Raw genomic sequence first — 20398 nt, 5'->3', positions numbered from 1 at the left:
AGCCACTCTCCGGTGGGGAGAATATCAGGCTCTGTCACACGAAGCGAACACTGCTTTCCTGTGGGACGATATAAACGCGCAGAGGCACAGCGCGCCCGCGGATTGCTACCTCCCGAACTTCAAGGCCCGTGGTATCGGAACCGGCAAGGATAATCGCAGGTTCCGAGACCACCAGTGTTACATTAAATTCCTTGGCAACAGTCTCCAGCCGGCTCGCAACGTTGACCGTATCGCCTATGGCCGTCAGGCTTTTGACTGCGCCATAACCCATCGCCCCGACAATAGCAGGACCGGTATGGATACCGATGGCAACGCGCAACGGAATGCTGAGTTCACCCGCCAGCTCGTCATTGAGCCGCTCGATTTCCTTGACGATGATTGTCGCGGCCTTCAGCGCATTGCTACAGGCGTCCGCTGCTGAACCGTTCAAACCGAACAGAGCCATGGCACCGTCACCAATGAACTTGTCAAGCCGCCCGCCGGAGCGCTCGACGGCCTGGCCGACAACAGCAAAATACCGGTTGAGCAGAAAAACGATATCATAAGGCAGCCGTGCTTCGGTTAGCATGGTGAAGCTGCGTATATCGCAAAACAAGATCGCGATTTCACGTTCTCGTCCGGGACTTGTCTGCTGGCTTCCTGCCGGAACGATGCTTTCAAGGCTAGGCACAAGCAGTGGAACAACGCTGATGCTGCTGGTGGGATGTAGCTGGCACGCCAGCCGCACGCCATGGTCGGCGCCAATACGGGTTAGCGTGGCCTGCTCGATCGGTTCTGCTGGAGGCAGCGTTTCAGCACCTTCCAGAACCTGAATGCGGCACGTCGAGCATCGCCCTTTGCCGCCGCATACCGCGTAATGCGGTACGCCGCCGAGGCGGCTTGCTTCCAGCACACTGAAGCCAAGCGGTACGCGGACACTTTGGCCATCAGCGTAACGGATCTCGATCTGGCTGGCCCGCTCGCGCCAGCGCCTGTATACACGCAGAACAAGAACCAGTGCGAGCCCACCTGCAAAGGCACCGTACAGGCCAAGTTTGACGAGGAATTCATCCTCTTTGACTTCGGTGCGCTCGGCTGGCGAAGAATAGCGCGTGGAATTGTAGTTCTTATGCCCCTGATAACCCGACGACGGGTATTCACCGTAACCGGAAGCTGGGGACATATTGGCAATTGTCCGGCCGGTATTGGCAAAACCAAGCAGTGCAAGCACCGGCAGGAGTATGGCAACCGTCAGCAACACGGGCGCCGCACGTTGATACCATTGCCGATAGCGCAACCAGAAATGAATGCCGATACAACCATGACACCAGATGACGATCAGGGCGACGGTCTGTTTGATGCCATTGAAAGGGGAGGTAATCCAGAAGCCGCGAATGACGGTTTCATAGCTGTCATAGTAATTGGATATTTCATAGCGGATGCGGGTGCCTACCACATGTTCGATGATCAGAACGGGGATCAGCAATCCGAGTATGATCTGCAGTGCCTCGCCGAGCGGCATATGCAATGTGCGACGCATATAAAGTGATCGCATCACGAGAATGACGTGTGTGATCGCTGCGCCGTAGAAAATCACGGTTCCAACGGGATTGCGCCAGATGAAAAGAAACCAGCGACGACCTTCTTCAGCAGCGGAAAGTGAAATGAGATTAAGTGAATGATTGGCGAGATGCAAAGTTAAGAATGTGAGCATGATCAGGCCTGATGCCAGACGTGCCCGGCGCAAGAACCGCTCGGAAAGCATGGGTGCAGTCGCTGCTATTGTCATGAATGCTGGATCAATCCCCGCCCTTTAAAACATGGGACTTCCCATGCCATTCCCATCTTCATCTGAATCTTATTCGAGCCCAGCTGATTTGGCGAGCCATAGGTGCGGGATCAAGCGCAATGATGGCTTTTTGACAAACGGTTCTGTGATAGCCGATCAAAAGATTGTTAGTGTCGGGAGRCAAGAACCGGCTATAGATTTGCAGGACTCGGCGAGTTTTTGCCGAAATGATTGAAACCATTGTGAAATACTGGATTGCTTGCGCATGCAGGTTGCCTTTTACGCCCCCTTGAAATCACCCGATCATCCCGTTCCATCGGGTGATCGGCAGATGGCTCGCCTGCTGATTGCGGCTCTGCGCATGGCAGGTCATACCGTCAATGTGGTGTCGGAACTGCGCAGCTTTACGAAACTGCCGAATTTTGAAGACCGGGAGCGTGTCGCGGCGTCCGCACGGCAGGAGGTTGAGCGTCTTTCCAGTCTTTGGCAGGCAGGCAGGAGACCTGATCTCTGGTTCTGTTATCATCCTTATTACAAAGCACCGGATTTGATTGGCCCAATTTTAACCGCCGCGTTGGATATTCCCTATGTGACGGCGGAGGCATCCTATTCACCGCGCCGCAATGCTACCGGATGGGCGGAAACGCAGATATTGGTGGCTGAGGCAGTTCGCAATGCAGCGGTCAATATATGTTTTACGCAGCGCGATATGACTGGACTTGCAACGAACATCCCGAGCGCCCGACTGGAGCAGTTGAAGCCATTCATCGATACCGCATCGTTTCATCCAGACCCCATTGCGCACAATCCCCATCGCCTTGTCACCGTGGCGATGATGCGGCCGGGCGACAAGCTTCATAGTTATGAGATGCTCGCGGCGGCCCTTGCGCTGCTCGATAAAAGGCCGTGGACCTTGACGATTGTCGGTGATGGCCCGGTGGAGAATGAAGTACGGGCGCTGTTTTCGGCATTTGGCAACCGGATAAGCTGGCTTGGCCAGCGGAACGCGGATGAGATTTCCGCGTTATTGAGTGAGGGAGGTATCTATGTCTGGCCCGGTTGTGGAGAGGCTTATGGTATCGCTTATCTGGAGGCGCAGGCGGCGGGTTTGCCCGTTATTGCGCAGGCGACAGCAGGTGTTCCCGAAGTAGTACAGAACGGTGTCACCGGTTTTCTAACACCGGATGGAGATGTACAGGCCTACGCCGATGCTATCGCCAGCCTGCTTGATGATAATGACTTGCTGGTTTCAATGGGCGCTGCAGCCCGGTGTTTTGTATTGGAAGAAAGATCGCTTGAGATCGCTGCAAGACAGCTGGATGCGCTGCTGAAAAATTCAATGGGAGGAAGCCGATGACGGAAGATCCAATCTGGCAACCCCTGCAAGCCGAGCTTGCACGCTGGATTCATGCCAACCGCAGCGCCAGGTTCTGGTTGCGTGATGATGACACCGTTGAGCCAACGGCGGCGCTGGATCGGCTTCTCCAACTCGCTAATGATTTCAAAGTGCCCACGGCCCTTGCCGTGATTCCTGTTCATACCGGGGAACCATTGGTCAAACGCCTTGAAACCGAACGCTGGATATCTGTGGTAGCGCACGGCTGGTCGCATGAAAATCACGCGGCAAAGGACAAGAAGAAACAGGAACTGGGTCCTGATCGACCGCGCGCGTTGATTCTTGAACAATTGCGCGATGGTTGCACGCGTCTTGCGAAGCTGCATTCAGCACGATTTGTGCCAGTGCTTGTGCCGCCATGGAACCGGATTGACCCGGCGCTCCTGCCTTATCTCGGTGATTGCGGATTCGAGGCGCTTTCGGTGTTTGGCACAGCAAAACCGGCGGCAAATTCGCTGCCTTCAATCAATACCCATGTTGATCTGATGGACTGGCACGGAACAAAGGGGTGTCGAGACCATGCGGAACTCGTGGCCGCGATCGTGACGGAGTTACGGCAACGATTTGACGGAAGTGCAGAGCCAATCGGAATTTTGGCGCACCACCTTGTTCATGATGAGTCGGCATGGATTTTCCTTAAGAAGCTTTTTCAGGTTGTGGCGAAGACGCCGGGCGGACGCTGGCTCTCCATAAGTGAACTGATGAAGAGCCAGAAGTCTAGAGATCGATGACCTGACTGTCGCGAGCCGCAAAAGTCCCGGCGAAGTGTTTTTTTGCCAGTGCTTCAAAGCGGTCAATCTCGTCATCCGTACGCGATGGCGCATGGTGGAACAGTGCGAGCTTGCCAATTTTACCCGCTGCCGCCAGCTTCACACCCTGCTGCCAGGTGGAATGCCCGTAGCCGAAGCGCCGTGGCATTTCATCTTCCGTATAGGTGCAGTCATAAACAACGAGATCAGCGCCCTCGATCAGTCGAAGCACCACAGGATCAAGAACACCGGCTTCGTGTTCCGTATCGTAAATGAGCGCAAGCACTTTGCCTGCCCATTCAATGCGATATCCAATACAACCGCCGGGGTGGTTCAGACTATCTGTGCGGATCGTCATGCCTTCGCGCGGTGTCAGGACATCGCCTGATTTAAAATCGCGGAAGCCAAGACTTGCCTTGCAGATATCAGGCTCAACGGGAAACCATGGTGGTCGCATGAACTGCTTGACCATTTCGCGCGTGGTCATGATACCAGCAAGATGGCCGGACCAGAGGCGCACATTCATCATCGGATTGTAGAGTGGGGCGAAATAGGGCAGGCCGATAATGTGGTCATAATGGCAATGGGTGAAGATAATATCGATCTTGTCGATACCTTCACCGGACAGCGCATCACCTGCCTGACGCAGGCCGGAGCCTCCGTCAAAGATCAATCTGTGTTCGCCGCAGCTTACTTCTATACATGACGTGTTTCCGCCATAACGTTCAAATTCGGGGCCGGATACTGGTACGCTGCCACGCGTTCCCCAGAATTTCACCCGAAATACATCTTCGCTCATACGTTTCTCACACCCAAGTCCCCGTTTTTTTGGTCATCGTAACCAAACTGCAGACGTTATGCGAGGCTTGGATTTTGTTTTATTGGCTAAGTGCGCAATAAAAGTCTGCCATTCCGTATATGTAGGCGATAGCGATTTGTTTTTTAAGCTTTATGACAATCGCTGATACAAATGTATAAAATCATCGGAACATCTGATTCATGTCCTCGGCCCAATTTCCGTCCATAGCAGTTATCGCAGACGCCCATTTTCATGATCTTTACGGCGATTATGACTTTGCCGGCGTGGAGGTTAGTGGCCTGCGCATGACTGCCCGGCGCCTGACGGATACAGTGCGCTCGACCCGTGTTTTTAACGAAAGCTATTTTGCCCTGCGGACCGCGTTGGACAAGGTAGTGCAGCGTGGCATCCACCAAGTCATCTTACTTGGTGATTATTCCGATGACGGACAAGTCTCCACGCTTGGTGCGCTTGGGCGGTTGCTTGATGGATACTCCGAAAAACATGGGCTTATTTTTACGGCGGTGCCGGGAAACCACGACATTTTTGGCCCAAAGGGCAGGCATCATGCCAAGCGGCTGCTGAACCCCGACGGCACTTACACAATCGTGGCGAGCGACAGTGCATTCATCGACGAGGATGCCGATGGCATGGTCGTGACAGACAAGATGTATTGTGAGGGATATCCGCAAGGATTGCAGATGCTGCCTGATCTTGGTTTTTTCCGGCGATCCAGCGACATCCATTGGGAGACACCCTTCGGTCAAGATGATGCTCCCGGCAAGCGAGTTTATCCCGTTCGATCCGCCGATGGTACAAATGATTATCAGCTTATGGACGCGTCATATCTGGTTGAACCGGTCCCTGGTCTCTGGCTGCTGATGATCGATGCCAATGTCTTCGTGCCCCGGGATGGTGATTTCGAGCGCGGCGATTCTGGTGCATTCGTTGACAGCACCAATGCTGGCTGGAATGGCATGCTGGACCACAAGCGTTTTGTCATCGACTGGATGCAGGATGTTGCGACGCGGGCAAAAAATAAAGGTAAGATGCTGCTTACCTTCTCGCATTATCCCATGCTCGATGCTCTGGATGGTACGCATGGTGATGAAGGGCATTTGATTGGCAATACCAGCGCCGTCAAACGGACGCCCTCGTCCGAAGTCGCCGCGACCATGATGGATGCTGGTATACGGATACACTTTAGCGGTCATCTTCATGTCAATGACACGGCAAGGGTAGAGAAGGGCTCATCCTGGTTGATCAATATCGCGGTGCCTTCGCTCGTGGCTTTCCCGCCAGCCTTCAAGGTTGTGAGTTTTGAAGAGCGAGGTCTGCAAGTTGAAACGATCGGTATTGATGAGCAGATTATTGATCAAACCTTGAATGACCAGTACCGCACTGAAATCAACCTGACTGGCAAGATGGTGGGGACCATGCTGGATGCGGCGGATTACGGAGCATTCATCTCAGAACATGTCGATCAGTTGGTCGTGCATCGCTATTTGCGGCGCGAATGGCCGAAGGACATTGCCCGCATCCTGCCAATGCTTACCCTCGGCGATCTGCTTACGCTCAGCCTCATCGAACAGCCTGTTGATATCGACGCGACAATCATTCTTGTCCACGCCGAACGCGGGCGGCCGGAAACCATCGTCAAAATACAGGCACTCCTTGCAGATACTGATACCGGACTTGAGCAGTTCGACAAGATGACGGCGCAGGAGCTTCTGGGCGATTGGTATCGCCTGCGAATGGGAAGTGAAATGGCGCTGGATCGCATATCGGCGGCACGGTTGAAAATCTATCGGGTGTTGATCGATATTTTCGCTGGTTCAAATGCAATGACAACTGGTGGCGCGCAGGCGCAGTTTGCTCTGATGTTGCGAATGATGGAACGCTACCTCTCAGGGCTGCCATCACGCAATTTTATTATCGATCCTGCAACCGGCAGGATTGAAAAAGTTTAATGGATTAGCAAGTTCGATCAGTGCTTGCTGCGTTCTTCCGAAAGTTCTGCGGTCGTGTGGCTTAGCCTGCTCGCCAAAACGCGCATGATTTCGATGGTCATCTCCGGATAGTCGCTCAGCAGCTTGAGGAAATGTTCCTTGCTGATACGCAAGGCCTCGAGAGGTGTTGATGCGGTAACAGTCGCTGTGCGCTGCACGTCGCAGAGAATTGCGATCTCACCTACGATGGAATCATGTTCAACTTCAGCCACCTTGATCAGCCCGTTGGGCGTATCAACGCTGACATCAGCCGTGCCTGAAAGTATGACATAGGCCGCATCGGCCATATCGCCTTGACGGAACAGAGCCTGTTCAGCGCGGTAGCTGACACGATCGGACGTAAACGCCAGAAGCTTGAGCTTTGCTGGCGCCACACCCGAAAACAGCGGAATCCGCCGCAACATTTCGACTTCGTCTTTCAGAAGCATGAACGTCCATTACCCCCAAAGTGCTACTCTAGCCAGAACGCAGAGTATTACGATACTAGTTCTTTGAATATACCGTTTTTCTCCAAAAGAGTCGCGTGTGTTCCGTCTTCAACCAAAGTACCACGGTCAAACACGAGGACGCGATCAAACAAGTTTGCCAGAGAAGAATTAGCCAGCACCCAGATGATTGCAGGTGCATGGCCCTCGACATGCAGGTCTTGCAGGATATTACGCATGATTTGATCCTGCACACGCTGATCAAGGGCAGGCAATGGACGGTTGAAGATCACATAATCGGCGCGCTTGAGCAGGGCTCTGGCGACGTTCAGCTTCTGTCGTTGCACATTGGTGATCCGTTTGCCGCCCGAGCCGACATCGAAATCCAGACCGATCGATAGCACGCTGTCATAAAGACCGAGCTTATCGAAGAGATCACGCAGGATAACGCGTATGCGTTCCGGCCCGTCTGCCTGGGTAAATCCAATTCTGCCAAAGAGAACATTGTCCATTAGGTTGGCCGATGTGATGAACTTCTTGGCATCATAGCGTTCGACCACAGCTTTAAGATCATCCGGCAGGTTTTTGTGGAAACGAAGCCGCGCATCGACAATCTTAGCCATGAGCTCATCGGTCAAAAGACCAAAACGGTGTCTTGGCTCAATATAGGCAAAACTCAGGCGGATGATGCTTGACCGTTCATCCGGCGAAGCCGCATCGAAATCGCGTCCCTGCAGCTTTTGCAACAGCAATTGATAGGTCGGAATGTCATCCGCAGTCATGAACGTCAATTGCTGAAAGAACGGATGATCTGGTGGCAAATCCTCGAACAGTTCAATCGCGTTGGCTGCGATTTCGAGACCCATATTGTACAGATCGATGTTCAAACCGCTGTCCCGCAACACGGAACGGAAGTACGGATGGGCAGCAAGCTTCAGGTTGGTCATCATCGGGCGTTTCACCGTGCCGAAAAGCAGGTTCTCACCAATGGTTGCCTGTGGGTTGTAGGCCTTCGGTTCAAACGGCACCACGAGCCCGTCGAGGTCCTCATCCTTGAGGCTTTTGCGCAAGGCCTGGCGCAATTCCACAATGCGGCTTGTAAGATCGGCATGCGTTGCAGTATCCACCTGCGAGCGAAGTGCCAGATCAACAATATCCTGCGAGATCATCACCGCTTCCAGCACGGGTCTTACCACGGTGAAGAGATCATGTGGACCTGTGACACCTGCGGACTGGTAATCCACCCAATCACTGTTGAGATCAAGATCGGGATTGCCCGCAAGGCGAGCCTCATTGATGTTCCACTTGTACTTGGTTGCCTTCGCGCCCTCATACTCAACCTTCGTCAACGGAGCGTGTTTGAGACCATAAAGAAGATTGTCGCGCAGTGTTCCATGGAAGAAATAAGCGTCCGAGGCAGCATAGGCGATACGGCGGCCGGTGATGGATTCCGGCAGTTCGAGAATATCCTTACCATCAATGGTGATGCGGCCGGAATCGGGCCACAGGAGGCGGGCAAACGCCTCGGCAATTGCCTCACCACCGCTGCCGCTTGTGCCAACGATGGCGACTGTCTCGCCAAGTTTGATTTCAAGTGAAACATGCTCGACGATGCGTGCGCCGCTATCGTCAGAAAGTGTGAGATTCACGGCATTGAGGGAGTGTTCCAGCTTGCCGACAGGTTCGTGAACAACGGCCTGAATATGCGGGTCAACCAGCATATCGACATTGAATTGTTCGACTACCTGCGCATATTTCACCTGAACATCCTGACGTGACTGATCCCAGTCGATCAGTTCCTTCAGTGGGCCGGGCAGATCTTTATAAGCATTGATGACAGCCACAAGCTGGCCGATATCAAGCCTGCCCTGCAACGCAAGAACGCCGCCGATGGAATAGAACAGGAAGGGCGTAACCTGCGCGAGGAAGTTGTTGATGAATTTGACCAGGAACTTCCACTGATAAAGATCATAGCGGATGGAGAAGATGAGCCCGAGACGTGCTGCAATATCAGCGCGTTCGTAATTGGAGGTGTCGTTACCGTGAATGGTGCCGATACCGTCGACAATTTCGCCGACACGACCGGAAAGTTCGCGCGCTGTTAACTGGCGCTGGCGCCCAAGTTCGAGTAATCTTTTGCGCATGCGAGGAATGACGACGCCCTGTACGGCGACAATGCCTGCGGCGATCATACCAAGCCAGAAATTCTGCAGGATAATGAAAACAAGCGCCGTAATGGCTTGTCCCCCGAGAAGGGCCGGCTGGACAAAAGCATCGCCCGTGAAGCCACCCATCGGCTCCACCTCGTCCTTGATCATCGTGGCAATTTCGGCTGATTTCACCCGTTTGAACTGGCTGGGCGGAAACCGCAAAACGCGATCAATCAATTCAAAGCGAATGCGGCGCAACATGCGTTCGCCAAGCCGGCCCTTATATGTGTTGATATAGAGCTTGAAGAGACCGTTGATGACAACGAGCAACAGAAATACGAGGCTCAGGGCCATCAGCATCTGAAAGCGCGTTAGTTGCAGCCCTTCGAAAAACATCACTTTGCCGAAATAGGGCAGGGTGTACTGGATGCGCATGAAGGTCTGGGTCGCACCCTCAGCTTCAAATCCGGTGCCCTGTATGGGGCCGTTGACAATCTGTTTCGGTAAATCGAACGACAGGAAATACGGGACCATAGAGGCCGCAACGACCGTCAATATCCATATTTGCTGGAACCGTGTGTTCGACCAGATGTAGCGTGTTAGACTTTTTTCCATGGGTAACCGTAAGCTGTCAAATAAGCTGAATTCTGAACAATTCTAATAGGTTGTGTTTCGGTGAGATCCTCCTTTTGAAACCATTAGGTGCAATGAATTGGAGGGCAAAAATGGATGGCAGCTGGTAAATTTTATGGGACTGGCAGGAATCCCCCGAACCTTTCAGCTACCCAGTTTACAACACAGGGTAGCTGAACGCTATATGCTTGCTCCCAATTGTATGGGGGCAAATTTGGTCATGGATGTCGAACCTTCGGATCAGGCGCTGCTTTGAACAGGGTCTGTTGCCGGAGTTGCACGCGCTTCTGCTGCGCTGTCATCCACAGGTAAGAGGAGACTGGACACGAAACTCGCTCCCGCAATGAATATGAACAGGAATGCCAGCGGAGCCCATTGAACCCCGTATTTGTGCACGAGCCAGACACCGATGACGGGTGTCAATCCGCTGAAAATGGCACCGCTCAGCGATGAGCACAGCGAAATACCCGTGTAACGCAGATGTACGGGAAAGGCGCGCGTCAGGAACGGTGCCATGACAGCGTAATGGGCTGCGAGGAAGACAGTCGCTCCAAGGATAGCGATATAGATATTGGTCAGATTACCGGAGACGATCAGCATCATCATGGGAATGGCAAAGAGCAGGGCCGCACCGGCCATGGCAACCAGCAGGAAGCGTTCACCATATCGCGTGGCGATGTAGGAACCGGCGGGAAAGGCGAACAGTTCGACCACACCAACCCAGGAAATCAACACCAGCATATCAGAACGATTGATGCCGAGTGATGTGGTTGTGAATGTCATCATCAAGGTGGTGATGAAATAGAAGCCAGCGACACCCAGCAGGCACAACCCCATGCCAAGCAGCAAGGACATTTTCTTTGTACGGAATATTTCCTTGGCCGGGATAACGCTTTGAACCGATTTCTCCTTTAGCCGCTCCAGAAGTTCCGGACTTTCATTGATACCTGCCCGAATGATGAAAGCGAAGATGATCAGAACGCCGCTCAGGAGGAACGGCACGCGCCAACCCCAGCTTAGAAAGTCCTCCTGAGGCAGGTCGGAAACTGTACGGAAGGCGAGGGTGGCCAGAATAAGGCCGACGGGACTGCCATATTGCGGGGCAGATGCCAGAAAGGTCCGCCAGCGCGGCGGGGCATGTTCTGCGGCAATGAGAACCGCGCCGCCCCATTCCCCGCCCACCGCAACGCCTTGCACCAGACGCAGCACCACCAGAAGAACTGCGGCGGTCAATCCAATAGAATGAAAGCTTGGCAAGAGACCAATCAGAACTGTTGCAACGCCCATCAACAGCAGAGTGATAATCAGGGATTTCTTGCGGCCAACCTTGTCACCGAAATGACCGAAGAGCAAAGCGCCGAAAGGCCGGGCAACGAAGCCAATCGCAAACGTGCCGAGAGATGCGAGGATACCCATGATCGGGTCGGTGGATGCAAAGAACACATCGCCGAAAACCAGCGCCGCCGCTGTTCCGTAGATATAGAAATCGTACCATTCGATCATGGTGCCGACGAAGGCTCCCAAGGCAGCCCGGATCGGTTGCCTCTCAATGGTTGCTTGTGTCATTCCCTCGTCCCCCGCTCTTCCAAATGGTTTCGTCTACGACCTGTCCCGCAATTCCTGATAGGCAGCCATGAAACGGGGCGCTGCTTCGGCAACGGCGCTCAGTGAATAGCCGCCTTCCTGAACAATCACGGTTGGCAGATCGACCGCGCCCCATATATTCCCGATTTCCGCATAGGCCTCCGTGGTAACCTTGAGTTTTGACAGAGGGTCGTTGTGGTGTGCGTCCCAGCCTGCCGATATCACCAATGCGGTCGATCCATGTTTGGCAACCGCATCGGCCAGCTTTCTGTTGGCTTCGATAAATGCATCATCGCCGCTGCCTTCGGACAAAGGCAGATTAAGATTGGCGCCTTGGCCCGCACCGGCACCTGTCTCGTCCGCATAGCCGCTGTAATGCGGATAGTAGTTTGATGGATCGGTGTGAGTGGAACCAAAAAACACATCGTCGCGGGTATAGAAAATGGCCTGTGTGCCATCACCATGATGCGTATCAAAATCGATGATCGCCACGCGGTCATGTTGCTGGCGCAGGCGTTGGGCGATAATTGCCGCGTTGTTGAAATAGCAAAAGCCCGCTGCGCGATCCGCATAGGCGTGATGGCCGGGTGGGCGGCAAAGCGCAAATGACGCCCGCGCACCATTCAAGACGGCATCGGCTGCGGCAATTGCTGTCTGTGCAGATGCATAGGCCGCCGCATAGGTGTGTTCCATCATCGCGCAGGAGAGCCCATTGATGTACCAGCCAGCCTGACCCAAAACGCCTGTTGGACGCGGGCGTGAACGTGCGGCCAAATCTTGGCCAGCGCCCTGATATGCACTGACATTCGGCAGCACTTCAGGCCCATGGTTTGGCAACTGCATGAACCTGTCATAGGCGGTTCGCAGGAAAGCGACGTAGTGATCAGCGTGCACGGCGTGGATGGGATCAAGCCCGGCATCGCCGGGCTCTTCCTGCGAAAACCCCAGTTTCGTCAGGGCATCGATCAGCGTGTGGGCGCGTGCCGGATTTTCAAGTGGATCGGTAATCCGGCCATTGATCATATATTGTTTGGGCTGGTGCGCCATTTGCTGGCTGGCAAAGAACAGTTTCATAAATTCCGCTTCTTGATCAGGTTGCGGTGAGTCGTGTTCAAAGCTTATTCGCTGTTGCGCGCAATGCAATCTGGAAGGTTCAGTGCACCCTCAGCGTCACCAGTCCTGATGGCAAATGCTGTGGGCCCAGCCCGCATTTTTACGCTTCATTTCGGATAATTCCGGATCGTGTTGCACGGCGCAAAACATCGCTTTGTAGTGCGATCGGGAGTGGAAGGAACTGTATCCAAACAACCAGGTGCAGGCAAAAACAAACAAAGCTATGGGGGCAAGCCAGAGAAAGGTGCGGAAGGGATCGCGCGGCGTCATGCTCACCAATTGCTGGATGGCCTGTCGGAAATGACACTCCCAATTTATTGTGGTTTTTGACGTTCCGTCAATCGAAGATTCCATAATTATGGAAGAATATGGCTGCAAGAACGGCCGAGCCACATGACCAACGGCACCATTACAAAAAAGCCGACGAGATATGGCACCAAACTGGTAAGGTATGGCGCATATTCACTCATATTGTCCTGCTCGTCGTCGTGCATGAGGCATCACCTGCAGACACAAATCCAACCAGTGATTGATATACCAATTACACCTCCAAATCCAGTTGGTGTGCCAGGCATTTGCTTTTCAAATTATGCTTAACCAGAACTTAACGGGCTCAACCTAAAGTATAGACAACGGAAGTTTACCTCTCTGACGATCATCTCGGGATTTCACGATGCGTTTGAACATAACAGTCCTTTCTGCTGCCTCCTTATTCTCATTCTTTGGAGGACCTGTTCTTGCTGCCGATCTTGGACAAGCCTATCCACCGGAGGCCCCCGTATATGCGCCGCTTGAACAAGCGTCAGGCTGGTATCTGCGCGGCGACGTGGCTTACAATTTTAAGTCCGACGTAAAAGCCAAAGTTGACTTTGTTGGCGGCAGTTCTCCGAGTGATTATGAAATGAAACGCGGATTTTCGCCGTTTATCGGCATTGGCTATCAGTTCAATGATTATCTGCGTGGCGATGTCACCGTCGGTTACAGCCAGCGCGATACAACTTATTTTGAAACCACTGCCGACCTCTGGGAAGCCATGGCGAACGCCTATGTGGATCTCGGCAAATATTATGGCATTACGCCCTATGTCGGTGGTGGCGTCGGCTTTGCCAATGTCAACTACGACTTTCAGGGCCCTGTCTATCCGGGTCTCAAATCCGGTGACACCAATCGTTTTGAATGGGCGCTCATGGCGGGTGTTGCCATTGATGTGACGCCAAGGCTAAAATTGGATCTCGGCTATCGCTACGCAAACATCAACGGTGCCGACCTGTATAAAAACGGAGACGTGACTGTCAGCGATGACGGGATCAAAACGCATCAAATTCGCGCGGGTGTTCGCTTCAATACGTGGTAGGCAGTCAATAAATATTGCTTGAGCGTGCCAGAGGAATGACAAGCCAAGTCATATGCATGGCATTGGCCAGCACACATAGGAATAGCCATGTTTTCACGCTTTCATCACGTCGCAGTCATTTGCAGCGATTATGATCGGTCGAAGGCGTTCTATATTGAGAAGCTCGGTTACGAGATTATTGGTGAAAACTGGCGATCAGATAGTCAGTCTTGGAAGTGTGATTTAAGGTCTGGCGATACCCAGATTGAGTTGTTTCATTTCCCGCACTCTCCGGCACGTCCGTCGCGGCCTGAAGCGTGTGGTCTTCGGCATCTCGCATTTGCCGTTGAGTCCGTCGCCGATACTCTGGCTTTGTTGCAGGAGAGGGGTGTCGAGACTGAGGCTGTACGGATTGACCCCTATACCAAACGCGCCTTCACATTCTTTGCTGATCCTGATGGTCTTCCCATCGAGATTTACGAAGTGGGTTAGTGCTGCGGAACCTCGACAATTGCCTGACCGTCCACTTCTGCCGCTGCGGCCTTTCGGCTGGCAAATTCCTGCGATATCCAATCAATGAACACTCGCACGCGCGGCGAAAGCTGGCGATTGCGCGGATAGAGCAGGGATACCGGGGTTGGTGAAAGCGGAAAGCCCGGAAGAATGTGAACAAGCGTGCCAGCAGCAAGGTCAGCTTCCGCGTGATAGCGGGGGATCTGGATTAATCCGAGCCCAAGTCGAGCCACGGTGACGAAGCTTTCCGCTGCATTCACCCAGACGGGTGCAGGCAGAATGACATTGCGGACGTGGCCATTCACAAGGAATTCAAGCGGTAGAATTCCCCCTGTCGCGGTCGAGCGGAAGCCAATCATCTGATGCCCGTCGAGTCTGTCCGGATGCTCCGGCATGCCGAATTTCTCAATATAGCCTGATGAGGCCAGAGTTATCTCTTCAAGCATCCCTACGCGTTTCGCTATCATATCACTGTCGGACAGATCGCCGACGCGCAGCACGCAGTCGACACCTTCGCGCACGAGATCCACCAGCCGATCCCCTTCGCTCATATAGAATTGTATCTCGGGATATTTTTGCAGGAATGCGGGCAGTCCGGGTAGCAGGAAGTGCCGGGCAAGTGTTCCATGCACATCCACCCGCAGTGGCCCTTTTGGTTTTGCACCGGCAAATGCACCCTCAGCATCCTCAATATCGGCCAGAATGACCAGACAGCGCTGGTAATAGGCTTCGCCATCCAGCGTCGGACTGACGTGCCGTGTGGTCCGTTGCAAAAGGCCAATGCCCAGCCGCGCTTCCAACTGTTGTACCGCATTCGTCACCGTTGAACGAGGCAAGCCAACATCTTCTGCCGCCAGCGTGAAGCTGCGACGTTCTACAACGCGGGCGAAAACCCGCATGGCGTCCAATGTATCCATTGTTTGTATATCCCGAATAGTGATGCCAGTTATTGCATGATTATCCGGAAATATAAATAGTGCATGGTGCCTTCATCAACAGCGCTGCGGCGCAGACATGAAGGAGAAAGACCATGACACAACCACAAAAGAAGATCGCAATCGTGACTGGTGCATCGCGCGGTATCGGTGCCGCAATTGCCCAGCGCCTCGCTTCCGATGGTTTCACAGTCGTCATCAACTATTCGGGCGATGCTGCACCAGCTGAGGCATTGGCGCGTCAGATCGAAGACAATGGCGGCAGTGCTTTGACTGCCAAGGCAGATGTGAGTGATGCGGATGCCGTTGCCCGTATGTTTGATGCGGCAGAAGCTGCCTTCGGCGGGGTGGATGTTCTCGTCAACAATGCCGGTATCCTGAAGGCGATCCCATTGGCCGAAACCAGTGACGCCGAATTTGACCGCCATTTTGCTATCAATGTCAAAGGCACGTTCAACACGCTGCGTGAAGCAGCGAAACGCCTGAGGGATGGTGGCCGGATCGTCAATTTCTCCAGCACGACCCTTGCGCTGAACATGCCGGGTTACGCGATTTATAACGGTACCAAGGCTGCAGTCGAAGCCTTCACCCATGTCTTCGCCAAGGAATTGCGCGGCCGCAATATCACCGTCAATGCGGTGGCTCCCGGTCCTGTTGCTACGGAGCTGTTCTTCACGGGCAAGAGTGATGAGCTTGTCGCCCAGTTTGCCAAGATGCCGCCACTCGAGCGCTTGGGCCAGCCTGACGATATTGCCCGTGCTGTTGCCTTCCTCGTCGGCCCCGATGCCGGCTGGATCAATGGCCAGATCGTTCGCGCCAATGGCGGCGTTGCCTGACTGAGCTTTTCTAACAAACAACATCAAGCAATTCAGAAGGAATATTATCATGAGCAAGCAAGTTATTGTTGTTACTGGCGCTTCCAGCGGTTTTGGTGCTCTTACAGCCCGCGCTTTGGCGCAGGCAGGCCACACGGTTTATGCCGGAATGCGTGCCACGGAGGGGCGCAATGCGCCGCAGGTTGCAGAAGCAGCTGCCTTTGCTGCGGAACACAGCGTCGATCTGCGCTCGGTTGAGTTGGATGTTGCTTCCGACGCTTCCGTCGAAGCAGGCATAGCCAAGATCATTGCCGATGCGGGTCGTCTCGATGTGATCATGCACAATGCGGGCCATATGTCCTTTGGCCCGGCAGAGGCTTTCACGCCGGAACAGTTCGCTGAACTTTACGACATCAATGTGCTATCCACACAGCGCGTCAATCGTGCCGCGCTGCCCTATCTGCGCAAGCAGGGGAAGGGACTTGTTGTCTGGGTGTCCTCGTCGAGCACCCGGGGTGGTACACCGCCATATCTGTCGCCCTATTTTGCCGCCAAGGCAGCGATGGATTCCCTTGCCGTATCCTATGCGGCGGAACTCACCCGCTGGGGCATTGAAACGGCGATTATCGTTCCGGGCGCTTTTACGAAGGGCACCAACCATTTTGCCCATTCCGGTTCGCCCGCCGACAAGGAGCGCGCCGACGAATATAATGAAGGTCCCTATGCCGGTGTGCCTGATATGGCCTTGAAGGGGCTCGCTGCCTTGGAACCTGCCGACGCGGACGCCGGTGCTGTCGCAACTGCCATTGTCGATGTGATTGGCATGCCATTCGGCACACGTCCATTCCGCACCCATATCGATCCATCGCAGGACGGAGCTGAGATCGTCAACGGTGTTGCTGACCGTGTCCGGGCCGAAATGTTCCGTCGAATCGGTCTTGAAGACCTGCTGAAGCCAGCAAACACCAACGCGTAAATCCAATTCACCGCTATCGGCCAGCCCTCAAAGGGTTGGCTGTCAGCCGGTAACCTTCAAAGGAGAACATCATGACTTCGCAACCCAAAGCCACACTGGCGCCTACCTCCATGCAGTTCAATATTCTCACTCTGGCTGCTGCCATTACAGCCGCCGTCGCCGCCACCACTGCCGCCAGCGTCGGCTGGCCTGTCTGGGCCATGTTTATGGGCTGGGTCGCATTCTTCACCCGGGGTCACTCGGCGAAAGAAGCGCTGTTCAGCTATCTCTGTCTCGCCATCGGTGTGGCATTCGGCATGGGCGCTGCGCTGGCAGTAGGCCAATTGATGCCGCTGATCGGACCATTTGCATTTGGCCCCGTGGTCTTTGTGGTTGCCATCGTCGTCGTGTCGCTGCGCGCCGTTCCACATCTGAACAACGTGCCGAGCTATTTCCTCGGGCTGATTACGTTCTTTGCCGCGCACCTTGAACCCGGTGTTCTTGCCTTCTCTGAACTGGCTGCAGTCAGCGGGCTTGGTTCTTTTGCCGCATGGCTCGCCCACACATGGCAAACGAAGATCGCGCGCCGGTAACGTTCATCAACAGAAGGATGGAAAGCCGGGGCAATGCTCCGGCTTTTGCCTGCCGGGTGCTGTTAGGCCCGGATATGATCTTCGTCTCGCCCGATGTGATTTTGGGCTTTGTTCCATGCAATCTAACTTGTATGGGTTGAAGTCGGGCCAGCCTTGTCTGGTCTGAGTGGAAAATCATCAAAAAGAACAAAAGGGCGGACGTGCATCACGAAGTTTCTTTAATAGCCACGGTGGCGGTCAGTTTTGTCTTTGCAGCCGTGTTTGGATATCTAGCGGATCGTCTGCGCCTGCCTCCGCTGGTTGGATATCTGGTTGCCGGAATTCTGATGGGACCGTTTACGCCGGGTTTCATTGCGGATGGCGCTTTAGCATCACAGCTCGCGGAAATGGGCGTCATTCTTCTGATGTTCGGGGTCGGATTGCATTTCTCCGCCAAGGAGCTGCTGGCGGTTCGAGGCATCGCGGTTCCCGGTGCCATTGCCCAGATTGTGCTCGCTACACTGCTCGGTGTTGGCTTGAGTGAACTATGGGGGTGGGGGATTGGTGCCGGTTTGGTTTTTGGCCTCAGTCTCTCCGTTGCCAGCACCGTTGTTTTGCTGAAAGCGCTGGAAGAGCGCAATCTGGTGAACTCAGCAAACGGCCGTGTAGCGGTTGGTTGGCTCATCGTTGAAGACTTGGCGATGGTACTTGCTTTGGTGCTCCTGCCTGCATTGGCACAGATTCTTGGAGCTCAGGGATTTGGCGCTGCTGCAAGTGCTGCCGGTGGAATGCCACTCGTGCTGACAATCGCGATAACCTTGCTGAAGGTCGGAGCTTTCGCCGTCATGGCGATCTTCCTTGGGCCGAAAGTGGTTCCCTGGTTGCTTACTCTGGTCGCACGGACTGGCTCGCAAGAGCTGTTCACCCTTTCCGTTCTTGCTATCGCGCTTGGTATTGCGTTCGGGGCGACAGAGATTTTTGGTGTATCATTCGCGCTGGGTGCTTTTTTTGCCGGTGTCGTCATGAGTGAGTCGAACCTCAGTCACAGGGCCGCCGCAGATTCGCTACCTCTGCAGAATGCATTCTCGGTCCTGTTCTTTATTTCAGTCGGAATGCTGTTTGATCCGTCCATTCTCCTGCGGGAGCCTATGGCTGTGATAGCTGCGCTCGCGCTCATCATCTTCGGTAAATCGCTGATCGCGTTTTGCATCGTGCTTTTGCTGCGCTTTCCGGTCGGGATGGGACTGACCGTGGCAGCCAGCCTCGCGCAGATCGGAGAATTCTCGTTCATTCTGGCTGGTCTCGGTGTCACGCTGGGGCTTCTGCCGCGAGAAGGTCAGGATATTATTCTGGCCGGAGCAATCCTCTCGATCACGATCAATCCACTTGTGTTTTGGGGCGCCGAGGTTTTGGAGAAAGGTTTCCACTACAAATGGCCGTCATTCTTTGCCAGTTATGGCAAGAAAAGGCATGACGTTCTTGCTCGCGAACTCGGTGATATCAGGGCATTGAGCGATGAAAGAAACAGGCAGCATCAACTCAAGATGCAGCAGCTGATCGATACTTTTCCATTGTTCGCGCAGGTGGATGAACATTCACAGGAAGAATTGCTGCTGCTGTTCAAACCCAAATCGGCATCGCCGGGTGAGCGTATCATTCGCATCGGCGACAGGGGTGACGGGATGTATTTTATCGCGTCCGGAGCGGTGGAGGTCCAGCTTGACAGCGACCCCGTGCGCTTGGAGCCCGGAGCATTTTTCGGCGAGATGGCACTCCTCAGCGGCGGGCGGCGCACGGCAGATGTTGTCGCCATCGATTTCTGCGAATTTCTGGTGCTTGATCGCCGCGACTTCAACATGTTCATGTCGCGGCATCCGGCATTACGCACAGCCGTCAGCAATATGGCGCGTGAAAGAGCTGAGATGAACACCTTGCGCCGTAATCCGGATAAAACGGGGACAGATTGATCGATCAAGTTGGAACAGTTTGAAGGCCAGCGAGCAAGGCTATTGCTTCATCAGGCCTGCGCGCCAGGCAAGGGCGACCGCTTGGGTGCGGTCGGTCAAATCCAGCTTTGACATGATGCTTCCGAGGTGAGCTTTTACGGTCTTTTCGGTAATATTGAGCTGTGCCGAAATTCTCGCATTGCTGCCGCCTTCTGCAAGGCATCGCAAGACCTCGAGCTCGCGCACGGTCAGGTCTTCAAACTCGCTTGTCTGAGGATTGCGAATGGAATGCAGAAGACGCTGGGCCACCAAGGGATGGAGTGTCGGCGTGCCCTTGCCAGCCGCGTGAATCGCATTGAGCAAATGTTCGCCGCGCATGGACTTGAGCAGAAAGGAATGGGCACCGGCTTCAATGGCCTTGAAGGCGAGCCGGTCATCATCGCTTGATGTCAATATCATGATGTGGGTATCGGGGCTGGCCTTGCGAATAATGCCAATCACGGCTTCGGCGAAGTCACCCATTCCCGGCATCATAAGATCGAGCAACAGAACGTCAGGCCGGTGCTCCCGTACCATCAATATGGCGGTCTCGCCATTCTCTGCCTCTGCCAGAACCGTAAAGCCCGGATCAATGCGCAGCAGGCCGCGAATGCCCTCGCGGACCACGGCGTGATCATCGGCTATGACTATGGTTGTGCTCATG

The 20398-nt window shown here is 54.2% G+C and carries 18 protein-coding genes; 9 read left to right on the top strand and 9 right to left on the bottom strand.

The window, feature by feature from the left end; genetic code table 11:
* Positions 1-34: 34 nt before the first annotated feature.
* On the bottom strand, positions 35-1768 hold the full coding sequence (locus AB4Y96_RS05640) for an adenylate/guanylate cyclase domain-containing protein (protein ID WP_441916200.1): 1734 nt from the start codon (positions 1766-1768) through the stop codon (positions 35-37).
* 265 nt (positions 1769-2033) lie between these two features.
* Here AB4Y96_RS05640 and AB4Y96_RS05635 point away from each other — a divergent pair, with 265 nt between their 5' ends.
* Positions 2034-3125, top strand: coding sequence for a glycosyltransferase family 4 protein (locus tag AB4Y96_RS05635; protein ID WP_441916199.1), 1092 nt, complete (start codon positions 2034-2036; stop codon positions 3123-3125).
* Complete coding sequence (locus AB4Y96_RS05630; RefSeq protein WP_441916198.1) at positions 3122-3895, top strand: polysaccharide deacetylase family protein; 774 nt, start codon at positions 3122-3124, stop codon at positions 3893-3895. The genes AB4Y96_RS05635 and AB4Y96_RS05630 overlap by 4 nt, the downstream gene beginning before the upstream one ends.
* On the opposite strand, the gene AB4Y96_RS05625 is transcribed toward AB4Y96_RS05630, so the two are convergent.
* Positions 3882-4712, bottom strand: coding sequence for an MBL fold metallo-hydrolase (locus AB4Y96_RS05625; protein ID WP_441916197.1), 831 nt, complete (start codon positions 4710-4712; stop codon positions 3882-3884). The two genes, AB4Y96_RS05630 and AB4Y96_RS05625, sit on opposite strands and share 14 nt — an antisense overlap.
* A gap of 200 nt (positions 4713-4912) precedes the next feature.
* Between AB4Y96_RS05625 and AB4Y96_RS05620 the strand changes: the two genes are divergently transcribed.
* Positions 4913-6682 (top strand): metallophosphoesterase family protein, encoded by a 1770-nt coding sequence (locus AB4Y96_RS05620; protein ID WP_441916196.1) that lies wholly within the window; start codon positions 4913-4915, stop codon positions 6680-6682.
* Between the two features lie 17 nt (positions 6683-6699).
* Here the strand turns inward: AB4Y96_RS05620 and AB4Y96_RS05615 are convergent, their stop codons facing one another.
* The 5 genes from AB4Y96_RS05615 to AB4Y96_RS05595 form a co-directional block, all read right to left on the bottom strand.
* On the bottom strand, positions 6700-7149 hold the full coding sequence (locus tag AB4Y96_RS05615) for a cyclic nucleotide-binding domain-containing protein (RefSeq protein ID WP_091882740.1): 450 nt from the start codon (positions 7147-7149) through the stop codon (positions 6700-6702).
* 47 nt (positions 7150-7196) lie between these two features.
* Positions 7197-9911, bottom strand: a complete 2715-nt coding sequence (locus AB4Y96_RS05610) for an ABC transporter transmembrane domain-containing protein (protein ID WP_441916195.1) — start codon at positions 9909-9911, stop codon at positions 7197-7199.
* Between the two features lie 258 nt (positions 9912-10169).
* Positions 10170-11495 carry an MFS transporter gene (locus AB4Y96_RS05605; RefSeq protein WP_441916194.1) on the bottom strand — a complete coding sequence of 442 codons (1326 nt, stop codon included), beginning with the start codon at positions 11493-11495 and terminating at the stop codon, positions 10170-10172.
* A gap of 33 nt (positions 11496-11528) precedes the next feature.
* Entirely contained in the window at positions 11529-12587 is a 1059-nt protein-coding gene (locus AB4Y96_RS05600) for a histone deacetylase family protein (RefSeq protein ID WP_441916193.1), read from the bottom strand.
* Positions 12588-12683: 96 nt separating this feature from the next.
* The gene (locus tag AB4Y96_RS05595) at positions 12684-12896 is read right to left on the bottom strand and encodes a hypothetical protein (protein WP_441916192.1); all 213 of its coding nucleotides are present in this window, start codon (positions 12894-12896) and stop codon (positions 12684-12686) included.
* A 403-nt stretch (positions 12897-13299) separates the two neighbouring features.
* Between AB4Y96_RS05595 and AB4Y96_RS05590 the strand changes: the two genes are divergently transcribed.
* Entirely contained in the window at positions 13300-13980 is a 681-nt protein-coding gene (locus AB4Y96_RS05590; RefSeq protein WP_441916191.1) for an outer membrane protein, read from the top strand.
* 87 nt (positions 13981-14067) lie between these two features.
* The gene (gene gloA2 / locus AB4Y96_RS05585) at positions 14068-14451 is read left to right on the top strand and encodes an SMU1112c/YaeR family gloxylase I-like metalloprotein (RefSeq protein ID WP_441916190.1); all 384 of its coding nucleotides are present in this window, start codon (positions 14068-14070) and stop codon (positions 14449-14451) included.
* Here gloA2 and AB4Y96_RS05580 read toward each other — a convergent pair.
* Positions 14448-15389 carry a LysR family transcriptional regulator gene (locus tag AB4Y96_RS05580; RefSeq protein ID WP_441916189.1) on the bottom strand — a complete coding sequence of 314 codons (942 nt, stop codon included), beginning with the start codon at positions 15387-15389 and terminating at the stop codon, positions 14448-14450. The two genes, gloA2 and AB4Y96_RS05580, sit on opposite strands and share 4 nt — an antisense overlap.
* A gap of 113 nt (positions 15390-15502) precedes the next feature.
* On the opposite strand from AB4Y96_RS05580, the gene AB4Y96_RS05575 reads away from it, so the two are divergent.
* From AB4Y96_RS05575 to AB4Y96_RS05560, 4 genes are all read left to right on the top strand, one after another.
* Positions 15503-16243 carry an SDR family oxidoreductase gene (locus AB4Y96_RS05575; RefSeq protein WP_091882718.1) on the top strand — a complete coding sequence of 247 codons (741 nt, stop codon included), beginning with the start codon at positions 15503-15505 and terminating at the stop codon, positions 16241-16243.
* Between the two features lie 49 nt (positions 16244-16292).
* Positions 16293-17198: an SDR family oxidoreductase gene (locus AB4Y96_RS05570; protein ID WP_441916188.1), complete on the top strand. Its 906-nt coding sequence runs from the start codon at positions 16293-16295 to the stop codon at positions 17196-17198.
* 71 nt (positions 17199-17269) lie between these two features.
* Positions 17270-17770 carry a DUF1097 domain-containing protein gene (locus AB4Y96_RS05565; RefSeq protein WP_091882712.1) on the top strand — a complete coding sequence of 167 codons (501 nt, stop codon included), beginning with the start codon at positions 17270-17272 and terminating at the stop codon, positions 17768-17770.
* A gap of 200 nt (positions 17771-17970) precedes the next feature.
* Complete coding sequence (locus tag AB4Y96_RS05560) at positions 17971-19716, top strand: cation:proton antiporter domain-containing protein (protein WP_441916187.1); 1746 nt, start codon at positions 17971-17973, stop codon at positions 19714-19716.
* A 39-nt stretch (positions 19717-19755) separates the two neighbouring features.
* Here the strand turns inward: AB4Y96_RS05560 and AB4Y96_RS05555 are convergent, their stop codons facing one another.
* Entirely contained in the window at positions 19756-20397 is a 642-nt protein-coding gene (locus tag AB4Y96_RS05555; RefSeq protein WP_441916186.1) for a response regulator, read from the bottom strand.
* Between the last annotated feature and the right edge of the window lies 1 nt (position 20398).

Source organism: Phyllobacterium sp. TAF24, assembly GCF_052113785.1.
Taxonomy (GTDB): domain Bacteria; phylum Pseudomonadota; class Alphaproteobacteria; order Rhizobiales; family Rhizobiaceae; genus Phyllobacterium.
Note: the sequence above shows the minus strand (reverse complement) of the source record. Positions and strands in the feature narration are given on the sequence as shown.

Excerpts from the sequence above, each read along its gene's own strand:
- AB4Y96_RS05640 (WP_441916200.1), bottom strand. The coding sequence starts at position 1,768 with ATGACAATAGCAGCGACTGCACCCATGCTTTCCGAGCGGTTCTTGCGC.
- AB4Y96_RS05635 (WP_441916199.1), top strand. The coding sequence starts at position 2,034 with ATGCAGGTTGCCTTTTACGCCCCCTTGAAATCACCCGATCATCCCGTT.
- AB4Y96_RS05630 (WP_441916198.1), top strand. The coding sequence starts at position 3,122 with ATGACGGAAGATCCAATCTGGCAACCCCTGCAAGCCGAGCTTGCACGC.
- AB4Y96_RS05625 (WP_441916197.1), bottom strand. The coding sequence starts at position 4,712 with ATGAGCGAAGATGTATTTCGGGTGAAATTCTGGGGAACGCGTGGCAGC.
- AB4Y96_RS05620 (WP_441916196.1), top strand. The coding sequence starts at position 4,913 with ATGTCCTCGGCCCAATTTCCGTCCATAGCAGTTATCGCAGACGCCCAT.
- AB4Y96_RS05615 (WP_091882740.1), bottom strand. The coding sequence starts at position 7,149 with ATGCTTCTGAAAGACGAAGTCGAAATGTTGCGGCGGATTCCGCTGTTT.
- AB4Y96_RS05610 (WP_441916195.1), bottom strand. The coding sequence starts at position 9,911 with ATGGAAAAAAGTCTAACACGCTACATCTGGTCGAACACACGGTTCCAG.
- AB4Y96_RS05605 (WP_441916194.1), bottom strand. The coding sequence starts at position 11,495 with ATGACACAAGCAACCATTGAGAGGCAACCGATCCGGGCTGCCTTGGGA.
- AB4Y96_RS05600 (WP_441916193.1), bottom strand. The coding sequence starts at position 12,587 with ATGAAACTGTTCTTTGCCAGCCAGCAAATGGCGCACCAGCCCAAACAA.
- AB4Y96_RS05595 (WP_441916192.1), bottom strand. The coding sequence starts at position 12,896 with ATGACGCCGCGCGATCCCTTCCGCACCTTTCTCTGGCTTGCCCCCATA.
- AB4Y96_RS05590 (WP_441916191.1), top strand. The coding sequence starts at position 13,300 with ATGCGTTTGAACATAACAGTCCTTTCTGCTGCCTCCTTATTCTCATTC.
- gloA2 (WP_441916190.1), top strand. The coding sequence starts at position 14,068 with ATGTTTTCACGCTTTCATCACGTCGCAGTCATTTGCAGCGATTATGAT.
- AB4Y96_RS05580 (WP_441916189.1), bottom strand. The coding sequence starts at position 15,389 with ATGGATACATTGGACGCCATGCGGGTTTTCGCCCGCGTTGTAGAACGT.
- AB4Y96_RS05575 (WP_091882718.1), top strand. The coding sequence starts at position 15,503 with ATGACACAACCACAAAAGAAGATCGCAATCGTGACTGGTGCATCGCGC.
- AB4Y96_RS05570 (WP_441916188.1), top strand. The coding sequence starts at position 16,293 with ATGAGCAAGCAAGTTATTGTTGTTACTGGCGCTTCCAGCGGTTTTGGT.
- AB4Y96_RS05565 (WP_091882712.1), top strand. The coding sequence starts at position 17,270 with ATGACTTCGCAACCCAAAGCCACACTGGCGCCTACCTCCATGCAGTTC.
- AB4Y96_RS05555 (WP_441916186.1), bottom strand. The coding sequence starts at position 20,397 with ATGAGCACAACCATAGTCATAGCCGATGATCACGCCGTGGTCCGCGAG.